This window comes from Pseudomonas sp. KBS0710, assembly GCF_005938045.2.
Classification (GTDB): Bacteria; Pseudomonadota; Gammaproteobacteria; order Pseudomonadales; family Pseudomonadaceae; genus Aquipseudomonas.
In genome coordinates this window covers 5,564,942-5,586,863 of the sequence record NZ_VCCF02000001.1, presented here as the reverse complement: position 1 = coordinate 5,586,863, position 21,922 = coordinate 5,564,942, and the positions used below count along the sequence as shown (strand labels likewise).

At 59.6% G+C, this 21,922-nt stretch carries 16 protein-coding genes; 3 read left to right on the top strand and 13 right to left on the bottom strand.

Features of this window, described 5'->3' with window-relative positions; genetic code table 11:
- Window positions 1-60 precede the first annotated feature (60 nt).
- A complete protein-coding gene (locus FFI16_RS25550) occupies window positions 61-2,241 on the top strand; it encodes a glycoside hydrolase (RefSeq protein WP_138817325.1) in 2,181 nt (726 codons plus the stop codon).
- A gap of 122 nt (window positions 2,242-2,363) precedes the next feature.
- On the opposite strand, the gene FFI16_RS25545 is transcribed toward FFI16_RS25550, so the two are convergent.
- The 13 genes from FFI16_RS25545 to FFI16_RS25485 all read right to left on the bottom strand — a co-directional run bounded on the left by FFI16_RS25545 (window position 2,364) and on the right by FFI16_RS25485 (window position 18,316).
- The gene (locus FFI16_RS25545) at window positions 2,364-2,990 is read right to left on the bottom strand and encodes a bifunctional 2-polyprenyl-6-hydroxyphenol methylase/3-demethylubiquinol 3-O-methyltransferase UbiG (protein ID WP_138817324.1); all 627 of its coding nucleotides are present in this window, start codon (window positions 2,988-2,990) and stop codon (window positions 2,364-2,366) included.
- A gap of 125 nt (window positions 2,991-3,115) precedes the next feature.
- Window positions 3,116-6,883 (bottom strand): hypothetical protein, encoded by a 3,768-nt coding sequence (locus FFI16_RS25540; protein ID WP_138817323.1) that lies wholly within the window; start codon window positions 6,881-6,883, stop codon window positions 3,116-3,118.
- A gap of 151 nt (window positions 6,884-7,034) precedes the next feature.
- Window positions 7,035-7,679 carry a methionine ABC transporter permease gene (locus FFI16_RS25535; RefSeq protein ID WP_065930862.1) on the bottom strand — a complete coding sequence of 215 codons (645 nt, stop codon included), beginning with the start codon at window positions 7,677-7,679 and terminating at the stop codon, window positions 7,035-7,037.
- Entirely contained in the window at window positions 7,669-8,781 is a 1,113-nt protein-coding gene (locus FFI16_RS25530) for a methionine ABC transporter ATP-binding protein (RefSeq protein ID WP_138817322.1), read from the bottom strand. Before FFI16_RS25530 ends, FFI16_RS25535 begins: the two co-directional genes overlap by 11 nt.
- Window positions 8,778-9,593, bottom strand: a complete 816-nt coding sequence (locus FFI16_RS25525) for a MetQ/NlpA family ABC transporter substrate-binding protein (protein WP_138817321.1) — start codon at window positions 9,591-9,593, stop codon at window positions 8,778-8,780. The genes FFI16_RS25530 and FFI16_RS25525 overlap by 4 nt, the downstream gene beginning before the upstream one ends.
- Window positions 9,594-9,735: 142 nt before the next feature.
- The gene (locus tag FFI16_RS25520) at window positions 9,736-11,088 is read right to left on the bottom strand and encodes an LLM class flavin-dependent oxidoreductase (protein ID WP_138817320.1); all 1,353 of its coding nucleotides are present in this window, start codon (window positions 11,086-11,088) and stop codon (window positions 9,736-9,738) included.
- Window positions 11,089-12,282, bottom strand: a complete 1,194-nt coding sequence (locus FFI16_RS25515; RefSeq protein ID WP_138817319.1) for an SfnB family sulfur acquisition oxidoreductase — start codon at window positions 12,280-12,282, stop codon at window positions 11,089-11,091.
- Window positions 12,283-12,306: 24 nt separating this feature from the next.
- Window positions 12,307-13,548, bottom strand: coding sequence for an SfnB family sulfur acquisition oxidoreductase (locus tag FFI16_RS25510; RefSeq protein ID WP_138817318.1), 1,242 nt, complete (start codon window positions 13,546-13,548; stop codon window positions 12,307-12,309).
- Between the two features lie 187 nt (window positions 13,549-13,735).
- Complete coding sequence (locus tag FFI16_RS25505; RefSeq protein ID WP_138817317.1) at window positions 13,736-14,521, bottom strand: hypothetical protein; 786 nt, start codon at window positions 14,519-14,521, stop codon at window positions 13,736-13,738.
- 313 nt (window positions 14,522-14,834) lie between these two features.
- The gene (tcyN, locus tag FFI16_RS25500) at window positions 14,835-15,581 is read right to left on the bottom strand and encodes an L-cystine ABC transporter ATP-binding protein TcyN (protein WP_056858176.1); all 747 of its coding nucleotides are present in this window, start codon (window positions 15,579-15,581) and stop codon (window positions 14,835-14,837) included.
- Between the two features lie 2 nt (window positions 15,582-15,583).
- Complete coding sequence (gene tcyL, locus FFI16_RS25495) at window positions 15,584-16,249, bottom strand: cystine ABC transporter permease (RefSeq protein WP_017135731.1); 666 nt, start codon at window positions 16,247-16,249, stop codon at window positions 15,584-15,586.
- Window positions 16,249-17,043: a cystine ABC transporter substrate-binding protein gene (gene tcyJ, locus FFI16_RS25490; protein ID WP_138817316.1), complete on the bottom strand. Its 795-nt coding sequence runs from the start codon at window positions 17,041-17,043 to the stop codon at window positions 16,249-16,251. The genes tcyL and tcyJ overlap by 1 nt, the downstream gene beginning before the upstream one ends.
- A gap of 274 nt (window positions 17,044-17,317) precedes the next feature.
- Window positions 17,318-18,316, bottom strand: a complete 999-nt coding sequence (locus FFI16_RS25485) for a D-cysteine desulfhydrase (protein WP_138817315.1) — start codon at window positions 18,314-18,316, stop codon at window positions 17,318-17,320.
- Between the two features lie 166 nt (window positions 18,317-18,482).
- Between FFI16_RS25485 and epsC the strand changes: the two genes are divergently transcribed.
- Together epsC and betT are read left to right on the top strand one after the other, a co-directional pair.
- The gene (gene epsC, locus FFI16_RS25480; RefSeq protein ID WP_138817314.1) at window positions 18,483-19,409 is read left to right on the top strand and encodes a serine O-acetyltransferase EpsC; all 927 of its coding nucleotides are present in this window, start codon (window positions 18,483-18,485) and stop codon (window positions 19,407-19,409) included.
- A gap of 402 nt (window positions 19,410-19,811) precedes the next feature.
- Window positions 19,812-21,773 carry a choline transporter BetT gene (betT, locus tag FFI16_RS25475; RefSeq protein ID WP_178112753.1) on the top strand — a complete coding sequence of 654 codons (1,962 nt, stop codon included), beginning with the start codon at window positions 19,812-19,814 and terminating at the stop codon, window positions 21,771-21,773.
- Window positions 21,774-21,922: the final 149 nt, after the last annotated feature.

Here is a 21,922-nt window from a genome sequence, read left to right as displayed (position 1 = left end):
ATTTTCTGAGGGTTATGTGCATTACCCTCCGGGCCTGATCTTGTCTGGAAGGCCCGTGCCATGCGTCATTTTTTGCTGGTTGTCTGCCTGTTTTTGTCTCCACTGGCATTAGCCGGCACCGTGTTGGAAAACGCCCTGTGGCGTGTCGAACTCGACCCCGCCACGCTGGCGCTGAGTGTCACGCCCGCAGGCGAGGCCGCTGTGCAAGCGTCCAGCGGGGTGGCTGCCCATGCTGTCAGTGATATGCAGGCGGGTGCCGAGCAGGCTGCGTGGCAGTGGGACAACGGCGCTTATCGCCTGACGGCTCGCCTTGAGCAACGCGACCTGGCCCTGACCCTCAGCGCCCGCGAGCCGGGTGAGTTGCCGTTGCTGCGCCAACCCGCGGCGGCCATAGGCAAGGGCTTGATCTGGCCCTTGGCCGAAGGGCATTACATACCGGCCGGTAACGCCGTATGGAAAACGTTTCTGCTGGAGCAGGGCGAACTCAATACCACCCAAGACCTCAGCCTGCCGCTGTGGGGCATGGATCACGGCCGCTTCACATTGAACTGGTTGCTGACCAACCCCTACAACAACCACTTGCAATGGCAGGCCGACGGCCAGGGCCTGGCACTCTCGGTGGCTCACGAATTTACCCGTCTTGACCCCACGGCGCCGATGACTTTGCGCTTGCACCTGGGCGACGCCGACCCCTTGGCCGGCGCCAAGCGCTATCGCCAATGGCTGGTGGAGCAAGGCCGCTATGAGCCGCTGGCCGACAAGCTGCGGCAAACGCCGGAGGCCGAAAAACTGCTGGGCGCCAGCCATATCTACCTGTGGGGTAACAGCCTGCTGGCACGGGCCGATGTGCGGGATTGGCCACTGCTGGTCAAGCGCTTGCGCGGCCATGTACTCAAAGGGTTATTGGACAAAGGGGCGGCTCAGGTTCTGGCCCAGGCCACCGCCTTGAATCGCTATGAGCAAGGTGTCTTGCTGCGCGGCCTCAATGCGGCGATCAACCAGCGCGCGCGGCAGGCATGGCAAGTCGAAGACCCGGACATGACCCGACTCGCCGCCCGCTATGGTGAACTGCGCAGCGAGCTGGCCAAGGACTTTGCCGGGGCCTTGACCGGCACCCCCGAGGCCTGGGGCAACCAGACGATTCAATCCCTGCGTGACGCCGGGCTGCCGCGCCTGTTACTGACCCTGGGCGAAGGCTGGGAAGGCGGCCTGTGGCACCCCGAAGCGATTCGCGCCGGTGTCGAGGCTGGTTACCTGGTAGCGCCTTACGATTCCTACGAAACCGCCTTGTCCGCCAGCGAAAACCCGGACTGGACCACCGCGCACCTGGGCGCCAGGGCCTACCGCGATTGCGCGATTGTGCTCAAGGACGGCAAGTTGAAGACGGGCTTCCAGCAATCGGGCCACTACATCGACCCACGCTGTATACGGCCTTCACTGGAAGCGCGGGTGAAGGCCGTGCAGGCCAAAGCCGGTTTCAACGCCTGGTTCCTGGATGCCTACGCCACCGGCATGGTGTTCGACAGCTACCGTGACAGTGCGCCAATGACTCAGGCGCAGAACGCTGAAGGCAATATCGACGCCTCCCGCTGGATCAGCACAGTACTCAAGCTGCCGGCGGGCTCCGAAGATGGCAATGCCAGCACTGCTCAAGGCACTCTGTTTGCCCACGGCATGCAGACGCCGGTGATCGGTTGGGGCGATCGGCAGATGACCCAGGACAAGCAGTCGCCCTATTACGTCGGCAACTGGTACCCGCCGGAACAGCCGGCGGTGTTCTTCAAGCCTGTACCGTTGAAAGAGCCGTTGCGCACGCTGTACTTCGACCCGACGACGCGCCTGCCGCTGTACCAGGCGGTGTTTCACGGCTCGGTGATTACCACCCACCATTGGCTGTTCGACAGCCTGAAGCTGAGCAATGTGCGGGCCGAGAACGAGCTGACCCAGTTGCTCTACAACGTGCCGCCGCTGTATCACCTGACGGATGCGACCTTTGCGCAGCGGCTGCCAGTGATCCAGCGTCAGGACCGCTTTTTCAGGCCGTTGCATCAGCGTTTGGCGGCTCAGGCGATGACCGATTTCCGTTGGCTGACAGCGGATAAAAAGGTGCAACAGACTACCTTTGCCGATGGCACAAGGTTGGTGGCGAATTTTTCTGTGCAGGAGCAAGCAGGGTATGCGGAGCGCAGTGTGACGGCGTTGGTGGTGGGTGAAAAACCGGTGGTGTATCAGGTCCAATGACCGCGCCGCAAAGACCTTCGCGAGCAAGCCCGCTCCCACATTTGATCGCATTCCAATATTGGAACTCGGTCAAATGTGGGAGCGGGCTTGCTCGCGAAAGCGTCTGACCAGGCAACCGAGTTCTAAAGCTTGCGCCACACACTCGCCAACCAAGGCTGCTGCTCCCGCGGCAACCCGGCCGGTCGGTAGTAATGCTCCAACTCCACAAACCCCGCCGCCGTCAGCAAACCCCGCCACGCCTCCAGGTCGTGATAAGACCCGTACCGAGGCCCGTTCCAGCCTTCCTGATTCTCACCTCGAGGGTTGGAACTGAACAACACACCACCCGGCTTCAGCGCCCCATGCAGCTGCTTGAGCACCCGTGGCAGTTCCTGCTTGGGAATATGAAACAGCACCGCATTGGCAAACACCCCATCAAAGCGCGCGGCGGGTAAATCCAGCTTCAGGAAATCCTGCTGCAACACCTCACAACCACTGTCTTCACGCGCCATCTGCGCAAAGCGCTCAGAGCCGTCCAGCCCCACGGCGATATGCCCCATGCGCGTAAACGTGCGCAAATCCCGCCCAGGGCCGCAGCCGAAATCCAGCACGGTAAACGGCGCCGAGCCGTCGATATGCCGCAGCAGGGCGTCGATGTTCTGGCTCACATCGTGATCGCGTGTGCCTTCGCGGAAGTCTTCGGCGACTTTGTTGTAGTGGCCGAGGGTGGTGGTGGTGATCTGGTTGAGGTCTTCGGGGGCGAGTTTCATGGTGGGTGCTTCAGGGTTGGGAGATCAGGGGACTATACCCCTTACTTTCTTTTCAGCATAAAAGACGAAGGGGATGAGTGCTGCACTCATCCCCTTCGATGTTTCTTAACCTGCGGTTTGATCCGCTAGGCTCGCACCAGTGTCATACCGCGGAAATTGTGATTGTTTTCACCGCCCAAGAAAATGCCACGATTTTGAAAGTGGTAAAAATAACCGCGACCAGGATCGGCATATCCTAACCAATAAAAGAAATCCACTGGCAGTGCGGCCCCATATACACGTTGTAAATCGCCAATACCGTCAAAGCCTACGGCGCGGTGGCCTGTATTTATCCACGCCACCATTGGGGCCAAAAGAGCCAGTGAGTTGTTAACCACCAAGTTGTAGACGTTGCTGGCGTTAACCTGGCACGTTGCTACATTGCCTGCCTGGTCTTTCGCAGTGATAGTCACTGTTCCCCAGCTATTGGCTTTTATAAACCCGTGGGGCGTCACGGATACCACACCAGGACTGCTCGAGGACCATGTAACTCCCCCTGAACCGCCGGTGGCGACCAGTTGTGCGGTGTTACCAATTGATTCCAACCCCGTTCTTGGCCAGTTGACTCTTACAGAAAGTCCATTCAAGTTAATCACGGAGGCACTTAGCTTTAGCTTGGCAATTACTTTATACGTCGTTGATCGAAGAGCTGTTGCATGGTCTGTATTGTTACTGAAATCGAGGATGACACTCGCGTCCACAATGATCTGCGTCCCAGGCGGCACACTGTCCAGCCAACTTTGCGGCACTTCCAGATCCTTTATGCCACTCACTGCCTGTTCTAAACTGATCGGCCCCCAGGGGAACAGGTCTAGCGTTTTTATTCCGGTGGCTCGTAGTTGGATCAACGCATATTGCCCTTTTGCAGCCAATGGCCATGGCACCATACTCGCTAGGAATTTACCCGTGGATTTATTGATGTCCAACGTTCCGCCGTCAGGCGTATTGTTGATGAGTACTTGCGGTTTGTCAGCCTCACGCAGAGGTTGCACTGTGACTTCCTGAACCTTAGATGTAATTAGTTTGGCGCCTGACGTCAGAACGGTATACCGCATGGTCATGACCTTGTTGACCATTTTCGCCAACGTTGCGTCGTCGATAGCAAAGTCGATGCGCCCTGTGGCCACACCCTCCTGAGTTTTCAGCGTAGTGACCGTTCCATCCGGGAAAATCAGTTCCGGGCTGATTTTTTGCGCGGGCCTCATTCCAGGAAACGCCACGGTCAAAAAGGCTTTTTTCGCGTAGTCAGGTGCGTAAACGGAGATCTTGGCTCCGGGTATATTGGCAAAGGCTGGCGCCGCCTGGACGGACGAGAGAGCTTCAATAACGTAGGTGTTCTCCTCGAACAGCAGCCTCGCGCTCTCGTCCCCGGTGCGCGTAAGGTCCACCGAACATTGAATGTTAAGGCGGGAGCGGTCCTGGAGGCGGAGCATATTTGCTACTGGCGTAGTCGAGGAGAATCCATTCAAGACGTGGTCCGTAGTGACTTTTTCGTCGTTGAATGTCTCGGTGTATGGCGTGCCATCTACAAAAACACCGGAATAAGTTATACGCACAAGTTGGTCAGGGCGAATCAGGTTCCACTGTTTGACTCGGGTTATGGCGCTAGCTGTCAGCTCATAAAGGCGCAGAATCGTCTCACTGGCACCTGCATCCACAATGGTCGGCGCTGGCCGATATTCAAGCGGCTTGAGCAGAAACTTTTTGGGCGAGGACGTGTGTGTTGACCGCCCGCGGGTAAACTCGTACCACACAGTGATTTCGTTTCCATCCTTGCGAACGCCCCTGGAAATGACGTCTGGGTCGATACGAGCAATGAACCTCTTGGCCTTAGGATCCCACACTGCCAGCACTTGGGCGCTGCTGAGGTTAAACGAACCTTCCCAATAGACAGTCACCACATCAGTGGAGCGAGCGCCTGTGAAATTCGCCGCTACGGTGGCTCCTGTAATGACGTTTTTCGGGAAAATTTCGTATTGAAGTGTGCCAGCCTCTACCACTTCAGCCGGGTCAAGCACCGGCTTCTTGCCGATCGTGATGTAGGCCACTTCGGAGCGAAAGATCTGTTTTGTACTTGGGCGAGTCACCGTGTATCTGAAGCTGATTTGGGCTTCCCGACTGTTGTCCAGCAACCGGCGTTCCAGCGGGAAGAAGAGGTTTGCAAAGACTTGACCTTCGGTATCCTCCGTGATGGTAAAAGTGCCGTTGACCGAGCCCATTGAATTGTTGCCTGTCCAGCTATAGGCAACGACATCACCATTAAGTGTTTCCTCATAGGGGAACTTCACCAGAAACTCTTCGTACGGCACGTTCTCAACGTCGAGGTATCCGTCTTCGGCAAGTTGAGCAATAGGCGCTCGTAGCTCGCCAACCCAAGCCCCGATCAGTGCCTCAACTTTTGCTGATGTGAGGGTGAGCACAGAGCCATCTTCACGCTTGCCGATGGTGTAGTAAAATTCGACCCGTTTGCCTTCGAACGTTTTCAAGGTTGCCTTCGACAGGTGGCGCGTTCCACCTTCACCTCCTGCCACTTGAGCTTCTTCGTAAATACCGCTGCTACCAATGGCTTTTACCCAGAAGGTTTCCACCCAGCTTGCAGAATAGGGGCGGTATTTGGGGATGGTAACGATGGCGTCTTTGTCGCTGGCAAGCAGCCCCGCCAGTAAACCCTGCACAGTCACCGGCGGCAACGACACCGGCAGGCCCATTAGCGTGACTAATGAGCTGCTCGAAGTCCCCAACGTCACTCCAGTGGAAGTATGCGACTCGTAGGTCAGCCGGAACTTGTCGGCTGCCACATCTGTGAACAGGGCGTAGTCGAGTGCAATTGTCACGGTGGCGCCACGACCGTTGTCTTGAACAGCCGGTAGGCGCACAGTCTTGAGTTCCTTGTCGCCGTCCAGAAACGTCACTATGCCCGTGATCTGATTCAGAGGCCTAGGGATGGGTTTTGTGGCGTTTGGTGTGACTTCCATTTCCAGCGTGGCCTGGCTGTCGGCACTCAGGTCAAGTTCATCGGAGGGCTCGCCATCTTTTAGAAAGTATGGAGGGGTACGCAAGTTGGGTTCCAGTTCTGAAACCAATTTGTAGCTTTCGGAAAACCGGTAGTCCCCGCCTGGACGGCTCTTAACCACATTTTCGACCGTGTAGACGACTTCTATCTCTCCACTCTTGGCGATATTTTTGAGGGTCTCCGGTGTGATTTGCACCCGATATGGCCCAGGTCCTTTGGCATCCTGCTCACTCAATGTATAAGGGGTATCCTTACCGCCGCAGCGGACAATCAGTACGTCATTTTTGCGAGCGTAGAGATGCTTGTTGATCACGCACCAGAATCCGGTTTTCAGGGTATCTGCAGTGATGGACGAGCCTCTGGGCATGCCTTCGATCGACATCTTTAACCCACTGTGCCATGGCTTATTGCTCTCTTGGTCAAACCCGGCGGGGTGAGTGGGTATGACCAGCACTTTTTCAACTGGCGAGTAACTTCTGTTCCCAGCGTGAGCGCGTATCACTAGGCCGCGTACCTCGACAACGCCTGGTGGCATTTGTGGGACTGTAACGTAGTAGGCTTTGGGTTTAGCCGTTATATCTGTTTCTGTGACGAAACCTGACGCAACATTCTCGCCATTGATGACGATAATGTATTCGTCGTTGACCGTAAGTGTCGTCCATGGGAAAAAACCGAATATGGCGGGCCGCAGGTGACGGACGCCCATCCCCCAATCGGCGTCTTCTGGGTAGGTAGGTTGAGTGTCCGGGCCGAATGGCTTCTTGAGTCGTACACCTGGGACAAACGAAAACGGGTTATTGAGATCTTCTTTAGAATCTGGAGGTAAGCCGGACATAGTCATCCCCTTGCTCGTTTATCGCGTGCCACATTAGCTCGCTGGGTAAACGAAATAAGGCGCCTGAGAACTTCACGGCGTCTAGCTGTGAGAATTGACAGTATCGACAAACGGCGCACTGTTGTAGGGGCTTTCTTAGAGAGCCCGCGACTATCTTTCAGCGTTTGTTAAGCCCCCGCGCCAACCGATCCCCACCCAACTGAATCACCGCCACCAACACCACCAGCAGCACAATCACCGTCAACATGATCTGCGTATCAAACCGCTGATACCCATACCGATACGCAATGTCCCCCAAGCCTCCAGCCCCAATCGCCCCAGCCATGGCCGACGAGTTGATCATGGTCACCAGGGTAATCGTAAAACCACCCACAATCCCCGGCAGTGCTTCTGGCAGCAACACATGCCAGATAATGTGCCAGCGGCGGCAGCCCATGGCCTGCGCTGCCTCGATCAAACCATGATCGACCTCACGCAAACTCACCTCGGCGATGCGCGCAAAGAACGGCGTGGCGGCGATGGTCAGCGGTACAACGGCGGCCCACACGCCGTAGGTAGTGCCGACGATCAGCCGGGTGAACGGGATCAGTGCGACCATCAGGATCAAAAACGGAATCGAGCGGAACAAATTGACGAACGCTCCCAGCACGCGGTTCAGCGCCGGAGCCTGGTAGATGCCGCCCTTGTCGCTGGTGACCAGGAACACCGCCAGCGGTATCCCCACCAGCAATGCGATCAGCGATGACACGCCAACCATCAACAAGGTGTCGATGGCGCCCTGTAATAAACGATCAAACCACATAGCCCAGCACCTCCACCTGTTGTGCCCAATGCCCGGCACGGTTGCGCAGTTCTTCGGCGTTGTGTGGCGAGCCATTTACCGCCAACAACAATTGCCCCAAGGCATGCCCCTGAATCCGTTCCACACCGCCTTGCAGCAAGCGCACGCGCCCGCCGAGGGCGCTGAACAGCGCGGCCAGGTCCGGTTCGTCTGCGGCGCTGCCGGTGAACTGCAACCGCAACACCACCGCCGCCGTCGACGAAGGTTCAGCCTGCAAGCGACTTTGCAGTTCGTCCGGCAGCCCGTGTTGCAACGGCGCCAGCAGGGTTTTGCTGACCTCGTGCTGCGGGTTGCCGAACACTTGCCACACCGGGCCTTGTTCGACGATGCGCCCGTGTTCCAATACCACCACGCGGTCGCAGATATCGCGAATCACCGCCATCTCGTGGGTGATCAACACGATGGTCAGGCCCAGGCGCTGGTTGATCTCGCGCAACAGGCCGAGGATCGACTGGGTGGTTTCCGGGTCGAGGGCCGAAGTGGCTTCGTCGCACAGTAAAATCTGCGGGTCGTGCACCAGCGAGCGGGCAATGCCCACGCGCTGTTTCTGCCCGCCGGAGAGTTGCGCCGGGTAGGCTTTGTGCTTGTCCTTGAGGCCGACCAACTCCAGCAACTCGCGCACCTTTTGCTCACGCTGCGGCTTGGGCACGCCGGCGACTTTCAGCGGCAGTTCGACGTTCTGCCACACGGTCTTGGCCGACATCAGGTTGAAGTGCTGGAAGATCATGCCGATGCGCCGCCGCAGCGCCACCAGGCGGTCTTCGTCGAACTCACCAATGTCCACCTGATCAATCAACACGCGGCCGCTGCTCGGTTGCTCCAGGCGGTTGATGGTGCGGATCAGCGAGGATTTACCGGCGCCGCTGCGGCCGATAATGCCGAACACTTCACCGTGCTGGATCGCCAGATCAATGCCTTGCAGGGCATGCACGGCGCCGTCATAGGTTTTGCCCAGGTTGATAAAACGCACATGGGCGCGGTTCAGGTCCGGGTGCAGCTCTGTCTGCTCGGCGTCTCTGGGCGGTGTGCTCAGGTCGCGCAGTTGGGCGTTGGCGGCGGTCATTTTTTAGCTTCCCAGCCGACTTGGTAGAGCTTACCGAGGGATTTATCCAGCGCAGCACGTACTACCGGCGAGTGTTGGTAGATGTCGACGAACTTGATCACCCGAGGGTCGGTTTTACTCTTGGGCTGGATCACAAACTGGATCACGTACTCCAGGTGATCGAGGCCGTCGAACAGCAGCGCCGACTCGGCATCGAAGGTCTTGGACAGGCGGATGTAGGCCGGGTAGCCCTGCACCAGATCGGCGTCGTCGTAGGCGCGCACTAGTTGCACGGCCTCGACTTGCAGGATCTTTATCTTTTTCGGGTTGGCGATGATGTCTTCTTCGGTGGCCTTGTAGCCCACGCCCGGCTTGAGGCTGATCAGCCCGGCCTTGGCCAGCAATTGCAGGCCGCGACCGCTGTTGATCGGGTCGTTGGCAATCGCCACGCTGGCGCCTTGGGGCAGGTCGTTGATGGTTTTGTACTTCTTGGAGTACAGCCCGACGTTATTGATGATGCCCGGCGCGTATGGCACCAGGTCAAAGCCGGCGGCGGCCTTGGCGTTTTCCAGAAACGGAATGTGCTGGAAGTAGTTCACGTCGATATCGCCGGCAGCCAGGCTGACGTTGGGCGCGATCCAGTCGGTGAACTCCACCAGCTCGACTTTCAGGCCTTGCTTGTCGGCCTCGGCCACGGCGGCTTCGAGGGGAATCGCGAAGGCGGCGGTGGTGCCGATTTTCAGCGGTGCGTCAGCGGCGAAAACGCTGGCGCTGAATAAGCCGAAGGCCAGGGCCAGTGCTTTGACTGGGTGGGAGAGCCGTGTTTTTTTCATAATCGATTTCCAGTCATAAGGTATGGATAAGAACAATGCGGTCAACTGTGGGAGCTGGCTTGCCTGCGATGGCGGTGGGTCAGCCACATATTTTTTGCTGACCCACCGCCATCGCAGGCAAGCCAGCTCCCACAGTTTTGGTTCAGTGTCGGTAGGTGGAGCCGGTGTGTTGTTCGGGCAGTCGGGCAGTGCCCTGGAAGACCTTTTCGCGCAAGGTGCCGGTCTCATAAGCCGTCTTGTACGACCCACGCTTCTGCAACTCCGGCACCACCAAATCGATAAAGTCGACGTAGCTTTCCGGCGTCACGATGCGCGTCAAATTGAAGCCATCCAGCCCCGTCTCGCTGATCCAGGATTCCAGCTCATCCGCCACCTGTTCGGGCGAGCCAACCAAAGTGATGTAGCGCCCACCCAAGGCGTGCTGCTCCAGCAATTTGCGCCGGGTCCAGTCGTTGTTCTGCAGGTTCTTGGTGGCCGACTGAATCGCGTTGCTCTTCACGTACTGGATCGGTTCGTCGATTTCGTATTGAGAAAAATCAATCGCGGTGGACGCCGAAAAATGCGCCACGCCGGCCTCCGGGCTGGCGTAGCTCAAGTACTCGGCGTGTTTGGCCCAGGCCAGTTCTTCGGTGGCGCCAACAATCACGTTAAGCCCCATGAACACCTTGATGTCCTCCGGGTTGCGCCCGGCCGCGACGGCACTGGCGCGCACCTTGTCCACCTGGGCTTTGGTCGCGGCCTTGTTTTGGCCGCTGATGAACACGCACTCGGCATGTTGCCCGGCAAACAGCAGGCCACGGTCTGAACTGCCCGCCTGGAACAGCACCGGCGTGCGCTGCGGTGAGGGTTCGCACAGGTGATAACCCTCCACCTGATAAAACTCGCCGTGGTGCTCGACCTTGTGCACCTTGCCCGGCTGCGCGTAGACCCGTTGCTTGGGGTCGTTGAGTACCGCGTCGTCTTCCCAACTGCCTTCCCAGAGTTTGTACAGCACCTGCAGGTACTCATCGGCCTGGTCATAGCGGCGGTCATGCTCGACCTGCTCGGTCAGGCCCATGGCCTTGGCCGCGCTGTCGAGGTAGCCGGTGACGATGTTCCAGCCGACCCGGCCACGGCTCAGGTGATCGAGCGTGGACATGCGCCGGGCGAACAGGTACGGCGGCTCGTAGGTGAGGTTGGCGGTGAGGCCGAAACCGAGGTTTTTGGTCACGGCGGCCATGGCCGATACCAACAGCAACGGGTCATTGACCGGCAGTTGGATCGACTCTTTGAGCGGCACGTCGATAGCGTTCTGGTACACGTCGTACACGCCGACGATATCCGCGATGAACAGGCCGTCGAACAGCCCGCGCTCCAGGGTTTGCGCCAGGTCGGTCCAGTATTCGACGGTTTTGTAGTGCGTCGAGGTGTCCCGTGGGTGAGTCCACAGGCCGTGGTTGATATGCCCGATGCAGTTCATGTTGAAGGCATTGAGCAGGATTTTTTTCTTGGCCATTCAGATGGTCCCCCGCAGTGGTGGGTTTTCATCGTTGAGGTAGTAATTGCCCACTGCGTGATATTTCCAGCGCACCGGGTCGTGCAGGGTATGTACGCGGGCGTTGCGCCAGTGGCGGTCGAGGCCATGTTCGGCCAGGGTCGCTTGGCTGCCCGCCAACTCGAACAAGGTGCTGCCGGCGGCCAGGGAGATTTCAGTGCTCAATGCGCGCACTTCGGCGACAGCAATCGAGGCTGCTGCGACGGTCTGGGCATTGCTGTCGGCCTGGGCGCGGTCGAGGTACTCACCCGAGCGTTCCAGCAAGGCTTCGGCAGCGTGCAGGCGGACGCTCAAGTGGCCGAAGCTCTTGAGCGTCAGCGGGTCTTCGCTGGCCTTGTCGTTGCCGGCGTCGATCCACGGGCGAGTTTTGGTGCGCACAAAGTGCAGCGCGTCTTCGAAGGCGGCACGGGCGATGCCGGTGTCGATGGCGGCGTGAAGAATCTGCGCGAGCGGGCCGACGGTGGTCGGGCGCTCGAAGGCGCTCTGGAACGGGATTACGTCCTCGGCTGCCACCCAGACGTTTTCGAATACCACCGAACCGCTGCCAGTGGTGCGCTGACCGAAGCCACTCCAGTCGTCGATCACGCTCAAGCCCTCGCTGTTACGGGGCACAAACGCCAGTTGCTGTACGCCGTGTTCATCCACCACCGAGGTGGGGATGCGCTGGGCGTAGATCGCGCCGGTGGAGTAGAACTTGCGGCCGGTGATGCGAAAACCATCGCCGTCGCGGGTGATGGAGGTGACGCGGTCGTGGGCGGTTTTGGTACCCAGTTCCGCCAGCGCATTGCCGAAGCGCTGGCCGGCGAGCACCTCGGCGTACAGGCGTTGTTGCTGGGCAGGGCTGCCGTTTACGCGCAGGACCTCCAGCGCATAAAAGTGGTTTTGCGGGATCTGGCCCAGCGAGGCGTCGGCCTGGGCGATCAGGGCGATGACTTTGGCCAGGGTGACGTTGGACACGCCGGCGCCGCCATACTCCTTGGGCACGCTGATGCCCCACAGGCCGGAGCGCGAAAACACGTCCAGTTCGGGCAAGGGCAGGCGGCGTTCGCGGTCGCGCTGGGCGCTGTCACGGCGAAAGTCTTCGGCCAGGTCGCTGGCGACAACAAGGGCTTGTTCGTCGCTGGTGATGACCGCGACGTTAGGGGAAAAAGTCATGGGTTTCTCCAGATGTCTGGTCGGTCAGATCCAGGAATGTCGAGCAGGCAAAGTGCCGTTCAGTCGATAGGCGCCGATGGCGTGATACTTCCAGCGCACCGGGTCGTGCAGGGTGTGTACGCGGGCATTGCGCCAGTGGCGGTCGAGGTTGAATTCGGCAAGGGTGGCGCGGCTGCCGGCGAGTTCGAAGAGCTTTTCGCTGACCAGCAACGACACTTCGGTAGTCAGCACTTTGGCTTCGGCCACGGCAATCGAGGCACGGGCGGCCGAGTGCGCGGTGATCGGCGCGGCGCTGATGTCGTCCAGTACCTGGCCGGCTTTGCGCAGCAGGGCTTCGGCGGCGTGCAGTTCGATTTTAAGTTTGCCGATATCGGCGATCACGTACAGGTCATCGCTGGCGCGTTCGACCTTGGCGTCGATCCACGGGCGCGAGCGTTCGCGCACGAAAGCGATGGTGTCATCCAGCGCACCACGGGCGATGCCGGCGTCGATGGCGGCCTGGATCAGTTGCGAGACGGCGCCCTGGATATTCGGGCTGTCGGCGAGGCGCCAGTTGTCGACGACCAACTCTGCGTCCACCGGCACCTGGTCGAGCAGTACCGTGCCACTGGCGGTGGTGCGCTGGCCAAAGCCCGACCAGTCATCGACGATGCGCAGCCCTGGCGTGCCACGGCGTACAAACGCCATGACTTGCTTGCCGTCATCGTTCAGTGCTTTAACCGCGACCCAATGCGCGAACAAGGCGCCGGTGGAGTAGAACTTCTGGCCGCTGATCACATAGCCGTCATCCTTGGCAGTGAGGCGCGCCTTGAGTTCCAGGGTGTTTTTGGTGCCGCGTTCGGGGCCGCCATTGCCGATACGCCAGCCGTCGAGCACGCTCTGGAACAGCTGCTTTTTCTGGCGCTCGGTGGCGGTGCTTTGCAGCAGGTGCAGAATGCCGAAATGGTTCTGCGGGATTTGCCCGAGGGCCGGGTCCGCTGCGCTGATGATCGCGAACACTTCGGCCAGGGTCACGAATGACACTTGCGGGCCGCCGTATTCACGGGGAATGGAAATACTGCCCAGCCCGCTGCGGGTGAACTGCTCAAGCTGCGCCCAGGGCAGTTGGCGCTGCTGGTCGCGTTTGGCCGCTTGCAGGCGTGCGGTCTGGGCCAGCTCATGGGCCGCGCTCAACGCCTGGGCGTCGTTGCGCAGCACCGTGGCCGGCAACAGCAGTGGGGCTACGTCCAGATCACTCTGGGGGGGTGTTAGAGCCAAGTTAGACATCAGCGCCGCTCCTTGGCTGCACGTAATGCCCTGGCGTTATGCACCGGGGTAATTCTGACCATACCGACCTCGCATTCAATGAAATAGAAACAAAAAAATCAGAGATGTCCGGTGGTCCGGTGCATATACCCTAAGCGTGTTAAATTTTTAAATAAACTAACTTTTAGGAATATGCATAGAAGGGCTGTCACCCAGGTTCGCAGGGTGAACCGGGCTGACGCGGTTGATAGATTGTCGTGGCGCTGGCGGGCCGGGCTGACGGCTGTGGCGCGCAGGTGGCTATGTTCAAGGTGCGCACCGGCGCCCAGCGCGAATTATTGCCGACGCGATCGAGAATGCAGTACGTGACGTCCAGGCGGCTGTCGTCGCCTGCTTCGATAATAATGGCCGACGGCACCCACACCTGCACCGGCAGGCCCACGCCTTTGGCCTGGATTCTCGGCAGGTCCAGGCGCACGTCGCCCCAGCGCAGGGTAATGGCGTCGCCCGTGGCCATGTTCAGGTAGGGCTGAATGGTCAGCGGGATACCGCGCCGTACCTGGCTGCCGTTGACACCGTAGCGCCGGATGGTTTCGGGCAGGCCTACGGGGGCGAGGTTCTGGTTTTCACCGTCCAGCAGCGCAGAAGGGTGGCCACCGGGGTAGCAGGTCTTCACGGGCACCTGGGTGAGTTCTGAACGTGCCGGGCCGTGGCCGACTTGCATGACCTGATAGTGAACCCGTGCCGTGCCATCCTGAATAAAACTTTCGGGTACACGCAGGCGAGTCAGCGTGCCGACCTTGCACGCGGTAATCCGACGTGAGTCGGCAAAGCAGTTGTTCCAGAACAACTCGATCAGGTCGCCCTCGTCCATGCCAGGGTAAGGCGCGATATCCACCTGCAATTGGGTGGCGGCAAGGGCATTGATGCCGTGTCGATTCGCTTGGGGCAGGGTCGGGGCGGTGAGCGTGGCCTGGGGTGCGGTGCGCGTCATAAGTAATCTCCTTGATGCAGCCAGCAGCAATCGTTCCGGCGCCCGTGGCGCGATTGCGCGCGGGGTGCCGAAAGGAACGATTCAGTGAGTAGCCGGGATAGGATCCAATCCTCTGGGCGCTAGATAAGAGGGTTGGCTGGCAGTCGTCAATGGCGGCAAAAGGCTAAACGGTGGGTTGGAGCAGATTCAGAAAAGGCTGACGGGGCGGGGGATTTTAAGGTGGGTGTCGCGGGGAGCTTTACTGATGAGAACGAGGATTTTGTGTAGGAACGCTGTTAGGTGGGAGCTGGCAAGCCAGCTCCCACAAAAACTGTCAGTGGGCTAAAAACTTGCTCAAAAACTGCTTGGTCCGCTCTTCCTTGGGGTTGGCAAACAGCGCCTTGGCTTCGCCCTGTTCCACGATCACGCCTTTGTCGAAAAAGATCACCCGGTTGGCCACATCCCGGGCGAAGCTCATTTCGTGGGTGACGATGACCATGGTGCGGTTTTCTTCGGCCAGGCTGCGAATGGTCGCCAGCACTTCGCCGACCAGCTCCGGGTCGAGCGCCGAGGTGGGTTCGTCAAACAGAATCACCTCCGGCTCCATGGCCAAGGCACGGGCAATCGCCACGCGCTGTTGCTGGCCGCCGGACAAGCGCCGCGGGTACGCGTCTTCCTTGCCTGCCAGGCCGACTCTGGCCAAGAGCTTGCGACCGAGTGCGGTCGCCGCCTCGCGCGGCATCTTCTTGACCACGATCGGGCCTTCGATGACGTTTTCCAGTGCGGTGCGATGGGGGAACAGGTTGAAATTCTGGAACACAAAACCCACGTGCTGGCGCAAGCGCCGCACCAGGCCTTGTTGCTGGTTGAGCGGCTTGCTGCTGTCGATCTCGATATCACCGACCTTGATGCGACCGCTGGTGGGTTCTTCGAGGAAGTTCAGGCAGCGCAGCAAGGTGGTCTTGCCGGAACCGCTGGGGCCAATGATGGCGACGACTTCGCCTTCCTTGACCTCAAGGTCGATGCCGTTGAGTACCACCTGACCTTTGAATTGTTTGGTCAGTTTTTCAACCACGATCATGCTCAGGACTCCAGGTCATGCCGGTTGACCCGGTCTTCCAGGCGATTTTGAAAGTGCGCCAGGATGCTCGCCAGGATCCAGTAGATCAGGGCGGCGGACAGGTACATGGTGAAGATTTCGAAGGTACGCGCTGACACCAGCTGTGCCTGGCGGAACAACTCCGGCACCTGAATGGTGGCGGCCAGCGCCGTGTCCTTGACCAGCGAAATAAAGCTGTTGCCCAACGGCGGCAAGGCCGTGCGCATCGCCTGCGGCAGGATGGCCCGGCGCAGAGTCTGCGCGCGCGTCATGCCGATACTGGCGGCAGCTTCCCATTGGCCGCGCTCGATGGAACTGATCGCGGCGCGCAGGATTTCACAGGCGTAAGCGGCCATGTTCAGCGAAAAGCCGATCATGGCCGCCGGGATCGGGTCCAGCTCGATGCCCACTTGCGGCAAGCCGTAGTAGATCAAAAACAGCTGCACCAGCAAGGGCGTGCCGCGAAAGAACGACACGTAGACTCGGGCGGTCCAGCTTAGAAGCTTGAAGCGCGACAAACGCATCAAGGCCAGGCCGAAGCCCAGCAACAAGCCGAAAAACATCCCGCCGAGGCTAAGAATCACCGTGTAGTACGCGCCCTTGAGCAGAAAGGGCGCGGAGTCCAGCGCGAGTTGGAAACCTGCTTCCATTATTCAGTGACGTCAGCGTTGAAGTACTTCTCGGACAGCTTCTTCAAGGTGCCATCGGCGCGCAGCTTGTCGAGGGCCTTGTTCACCGCGTCGAGCAGTTCTGGCTCGCCTTTGCGCAGGGCAATACCGGCTTCCTGACGGGAGAAGGCATCACCGGCAGCAGCAGTGTCCGGGGCTTTCTTGGCGTATTCCAGCGCGGCCAGGCGGTCGATCAGGATGGCGTCGATACGGCCAATGCGCAGGTCCTGGAACTTGGTTGGGTCATCGTTGTAGGTCTTGATGATGGCTTTAGGCTGGTTGTCCTTGAGCCATTGCTCGTAGTTGGTGCCCAGGCCCACACCGACTTTCTTGCCGGCCAGGTCGTTGGCAGTCTTGATGGCGTCGACGTTTTTCTTCAGCACCAGTGCCTGGATACCCGACACGGTGTACGGCTTGGAGAAGTCATACTTCTTCTTGCGTTCTTCGGAGATGGTCACTTGGTTGACCACTGCGTCCAGGCGCTTGGATTCCAGGGCGGCGAGGATACCGTCCCACGGCGTGGCTTGCAGCTTGACCTTGACGCCCAGCTCCTTGGCCAGCGCTTCGGACAGCTCGACTTCGAAGCCGCTGAGCTTGCCGCTTTCATCGACAAAGCTGAACGGCGGGTAGGTGCCTTCCAGGCCGATCTTGATTTCGCCGGCTTTCTTGATGTTGTCCAACTGCTCGCCGGCGATGGCCTGGCCCATCAGACCAGCCCCGAGTGCCAACCCCAAAGTGCCAACCAGCAACGTGCGACGGAATACAGAAATAGTCATGAAGAGCCCCTGTGTTTTTATGTTGAGCGAAGCAGGTGACGCAGTATTCGTATCCTGCCTTAAAGCGCGGTGCGCGTCTTCGCCTGCGGCGCGACTATAAAGCCAGTTTTTAAGACTTGAAAATAATATAAATTCTATTTGATATTCTATTTTTGAATATTAGCGTGATCAAATGTGGGAGCGGGCTTGCTCGCGAAAGCGGTGTATCAGTCACACCTGTATGGGCTGACACACCGCTTTCGCGAGCAAGCCCGCTCCCACAATGGGTCCGTGTTCAGTCCGTTAGAATAGCGTCATACGCAAACAACGCCGGTGCCCCGCCGGTGTGCAGGAAAATGATCGGGCCGTCCTCAAACCGCTGACGCCCGATGCCATCAAGCAAACCGGCCATGGCTTTGCCGGTGTAGACCGGGTCCAGCAGCAAACCTTCCTGGCTGGCTAATAGCTTGACCGCAGCCAGGGTGCCAGCGTTCGGTTCGCCGTAGCGCGGGCCGAAATATTCGTCCCACAGGATCACTTTGAAGGCTTCGGGAATGTCCACGCCCAGCAATTCGGCGGTGCGTTCGGCCAGACCCTGGACCTTCGGGAACTGCGCTTCTTCGGTGCGCGATACGGTAATGCCCACCACCGGTAGATTCGGCAGCACTTCACTCAACGCCAGCGCGAGGCCGCTGTGGGTGCCCGCGCTGCCCGAGGCCAGCACCACGGCGGCGAACTCAATGCCGCTGTCTTCGATCTGCCCGGCCAGCTCCAGCCCGGCGCGCACATAACCCAAGGCACCCAAGGCATTGGAACCACCGATGGGGACGAGGTACGGTTTTTTGCCGTTGCTGCGCAGGCGATCGGCGAGGGCGTTGAGTTGGTCGTCGACGTTATCGAGGTTCTCGACCAATTCGACTTTGGCGTCGAACAACTCCAGCAGCAGGCGGTTGCCGTTGCCGAGGTAGTTGGGGTCTTCGGTGCCGGTGGGGTTTTCCAGCAGCGCGACGCAGCCCAGGCCAAGCTTGGCGGCCAGCGCGGCGGTCTGGCGCACATGGTTGGATTGGATGGCGCCGGCGGTCACCAGGGTGTCGGCGCCCTGGGCAATGGCATCGGCGCCCAGGTATTCAAGTTTGCGCAGCTTGTTACCGCCCATGGCCAGCGGCGTGGTGTCGTCGCGCTTGACGTAAATGTCCCTGCCCAGCCAGGCCGACAGCCGCTCGAGTTTTTCCAGGGCAGTGGCGCCGCCCAGCAGTTCCAGGCGGTTAAAACGGTCGAGCTGTTGTTTGATCATGGCGACATACAGTGGCTAAGTGATGGGGCGACTATAGGCAGGCACTTTTCAACCGGCAACCGCCAATCGCTTATGTCGGATAGTTCTTAGCATCACACCATTGGTTCTTAAGGGCGGCCAGGGTGCATACCGTAAAGTGATGGCCATATCGTCAGGAGTGAATACCGTGAGTGAGCGTTCCAGCCATTGGCAATTGCAGACCATCGTCAGCCAGCTGCGCAGCGCCCGGGATCAGTGGCGCACGCGCAATGGCCGCCTGAGTGGCGAACACGGAGGCCGTGAGTTGCCGTCCCGCGAGGCGGTGGCACAGATTCTTGAAGCGTTGTGCGGCGCGCTGTTCCCGATGCGCCTGGGGCCAGTGGACCTGCGTGAAGAAAGTGAAGATTTTTACGTCGGCCATACCCTCGACGTCGCCCTCAATGCCTTGCTCGCTCAGGCCCGCCTGGAGCTGCGCTATGCCGCGCGCCAGGGCGCAAAGGATGACAGCGAGGTCGATGCCCTGGCCATCCGGCTGATCCAGGACTTCGCTCTGGCCTTGCCCTCACTGCGCAGCCTGTTGGACACCGACGTGCTCGCCGCCTACCACGGCGACCCGGCCGCGCGCAGTGTGGATGAAGTGCTGCTGTGCTATCCGGGAATCCTGGCGGTGATTCACCACCGCCTGGCCCACCATCTGTACCGTGCCGGGCTGCCGTTGCTGGCGCGGATCAGCGCAGAGATTGCCCACTCGGCCACCGGCATCGACATTCACCCGGGCGCGCAGATCGGCCCGAGTTTCTTTATCGACCATGGGACCGGTGTGGTGATCGGCGAGACCGCGATCATCGGCGAGCGCGTGCGCATCTACCAGGCCGTGACGTTGGGCGCCAAGCGCTTCCCGGCGGATGAAGACGGGCAGTTGCAGAAAGGCCATCCGCGCCATCCGATCGTTGAGGATGACGTGGTGATCTACGCCGGGGCGACGATCCTGGGGCGCATCACCATCGGCAAGGGCTCGACCATTGGCGGCAATGTGTGGCTGACCCGCAGCGTGCCGGCGGGGGCGAACATCACGCAGGCGAATTTGCAGCATGACGATGGTGCGCAGAAATAGTATTTGAGCCAAACACCGATCAACTGTAGGAGCTGGCTTGCCTGCGATAGCGGAGGACCAGTTGGCACATTTGTAGCTGACAGACCGCTATCGCAGGCAAGCCAGCTCCCACAGTAGTGTCCGCATTTCAATTCCGAGCCACTGAACGATTTGCCATCCCCGCCCGTCATACCAATCCTTGAGCTAGTGTAGGAATTGTCTACCACTCAGCCCTGCGATTAGTCCCAAACCGCCTACCTATGTTTAACTTGAATGCTCGTTCAAGTTAAACCCGGTGGTTCGCTGCCCGCTCACAACAGGAGGCTTACCTTTGCTGAGTCCGTTATTTACAGCCACATCACACACCTTCGGGGTGCATCGTTCATGAGTGCATCGTCCACCCCATCCAGCGGCCTGGTGCGCATGAATGCGCCGGTTTTCTACTTTGCCGCAAGCTTTATCCTGCTGTTTGGCATCACTGTCATCGCGATTCCGCAACAGGCTGGAGCCTGGCTGCTGGCCGCACAAAACTGGGCGGCCAACACGGTCGGCTGGTACTACATGCTCGCGATGACGCTGTATCTGGTCTTCGTGGTGGTCACCGCGCTATCGGGCTACGGCAAGATAAAACTCGGTGCCGACCACGACGAGCCCGAATTCAGTTACCTGTCCTGGGCCGGCATGCTGTTCGCCGCCGGGATCAGCATCACGCTGTTTTTCTTCTGTGTCTCCGAGCCGTTGACGCATTTGGTGCAGCCGCCTCAGGGCGCGCCGATGAACGCCGATGCGGCTCGCCAGGCCATGCAGATTCTGTTCCTGCACTGGGGCCTGCACGGCTGGGGCGTGTTTGCCTTTGTCGGCATGGCCCTGGCGTACTTCGCCTACCGGCATAACCTGCCGCTGGCGCTGCGTTCGGCGCTGTACCCGCTGATCGGCAAGCGTATCAACGGGCCTATTGGCTATGCCGTCGATGGCTTCGGCATCATCGCGACGGTGTTCGGCCTGGGCGCCGACATGGGTTTTGGCGTGTTGCACCTCAACTCCGGTCTCGACTACCTGTTTGGCATCGCGCATACCCAGTGGATCCAGGTCGGCCTGATCACGCTGATGATGGGCGCCGCGATCCTTGTTGCCGTCGCCGGCGTCGACAAGGGCGTGCGAGTGATGTCCGACATCAACATGCTGCTGGCCTGTGCGCTGTTGCTGTTTGTGTTGTTTGCAGGCCCCACCCAGCACCTGCTCAACACCCTGATCCAGAACATCGGTGACTACCTCGGCGCCTTGCCGACCAAGAGCTTCGATGTATACGCCTACGACAAACCCAGCGACTGGCTGGGCGGTTGGACGGTGTTCTACTGGGCCTGGTGGATCGCATGGTCGCCGTTCGTGGGCCTGTTTATCGCGCGTATTTCCCGTGGCCGTACCATCCGCGAGTTCGTCTTCGGCGTGCTGTTGATTCCGCTGGGTTTCACCCTGGCGTGGATGTCGATCTTCGGCAACAGCGCCATTGACCAAGTGCTCAACCATGGCATGACCGCGCTGGGCCAGTCGGCCATCGATGACCCGTCGATGAGCCTCTACCTGCTGCTGGAAACCTACCCATGGAGCAAGACGGTAATCGCCGTCACGGTGTTTATCAGCTTCGTGTTCTTCGTCACCTCGGCCGACTCCGGCACCGTGGTGCTGTCGACCTTGTCGTCCAAAGGCGGCAACGCCGATGAAGACGGGCCGAAATGGCTGCGGGTGTTCTGGGGTGCGATGACGGCGCTGGTCACCAGTGCCCTGCTGTTTGCCGGCAGTATCGACTCGCTCAAATCGGCGGTGGTGCTCACGTCGTTGCCGTTCTCGCTGATCCTGTTGTTGATGATGTGGGGGCTGCACAAGGCGTTCTACCTTGAATCGCAGAAGCAGATTGCCCAGCTGCATTCGCTGGCGCCGGTGTCGGCGGCGCGCAAAGGCCGAGGCGGTTGGCGTCAGCGCTTGAGCCAGGCCGTGCACTTCCCGTCACGGGATGAGGTGTACCGCTTCCTCGAAGCGACGGTGCGCCCGGCGATCGAAGAGGTGACGGCGGTGTTCGTCGAGAAAGGCCTGAATGTGGTGACTCAGCCGGACCCGTCCAACGACAGCGTCAGCCTGGAAATCGGGCATGGCGAGGAGCATCCGTTCGTTTACCAGGTGCAGATGCGCGGCTACTTCACGCCGTCGTTTGCCCGGGGTGGCATGGGCTCCAAAGAGATCAACAACCGCCGTTACTACCGTGCGGAAGTGCACTTGAGTGAGGGCAGTCAGGACTACGACCTGGTCGGCTACACCAAGGAGCAGATCATCAACGACATCCTCGACCAGTACGAGCGCCACCTGCAGTTTCTGCACCTGGTGCGCTGACCCTGAACCTGCGCAAAGCCCCGTTCTACGGGGCTTTCTTAAACTTAATTTCATTCGTGAACTAAGTGTTTTGACTCCGAACTGTCATCTGGCCACTGCGTAATTGTGTGAAGCGTTTGACGCTTTCATTTCAGAACAGTGACGGAGAC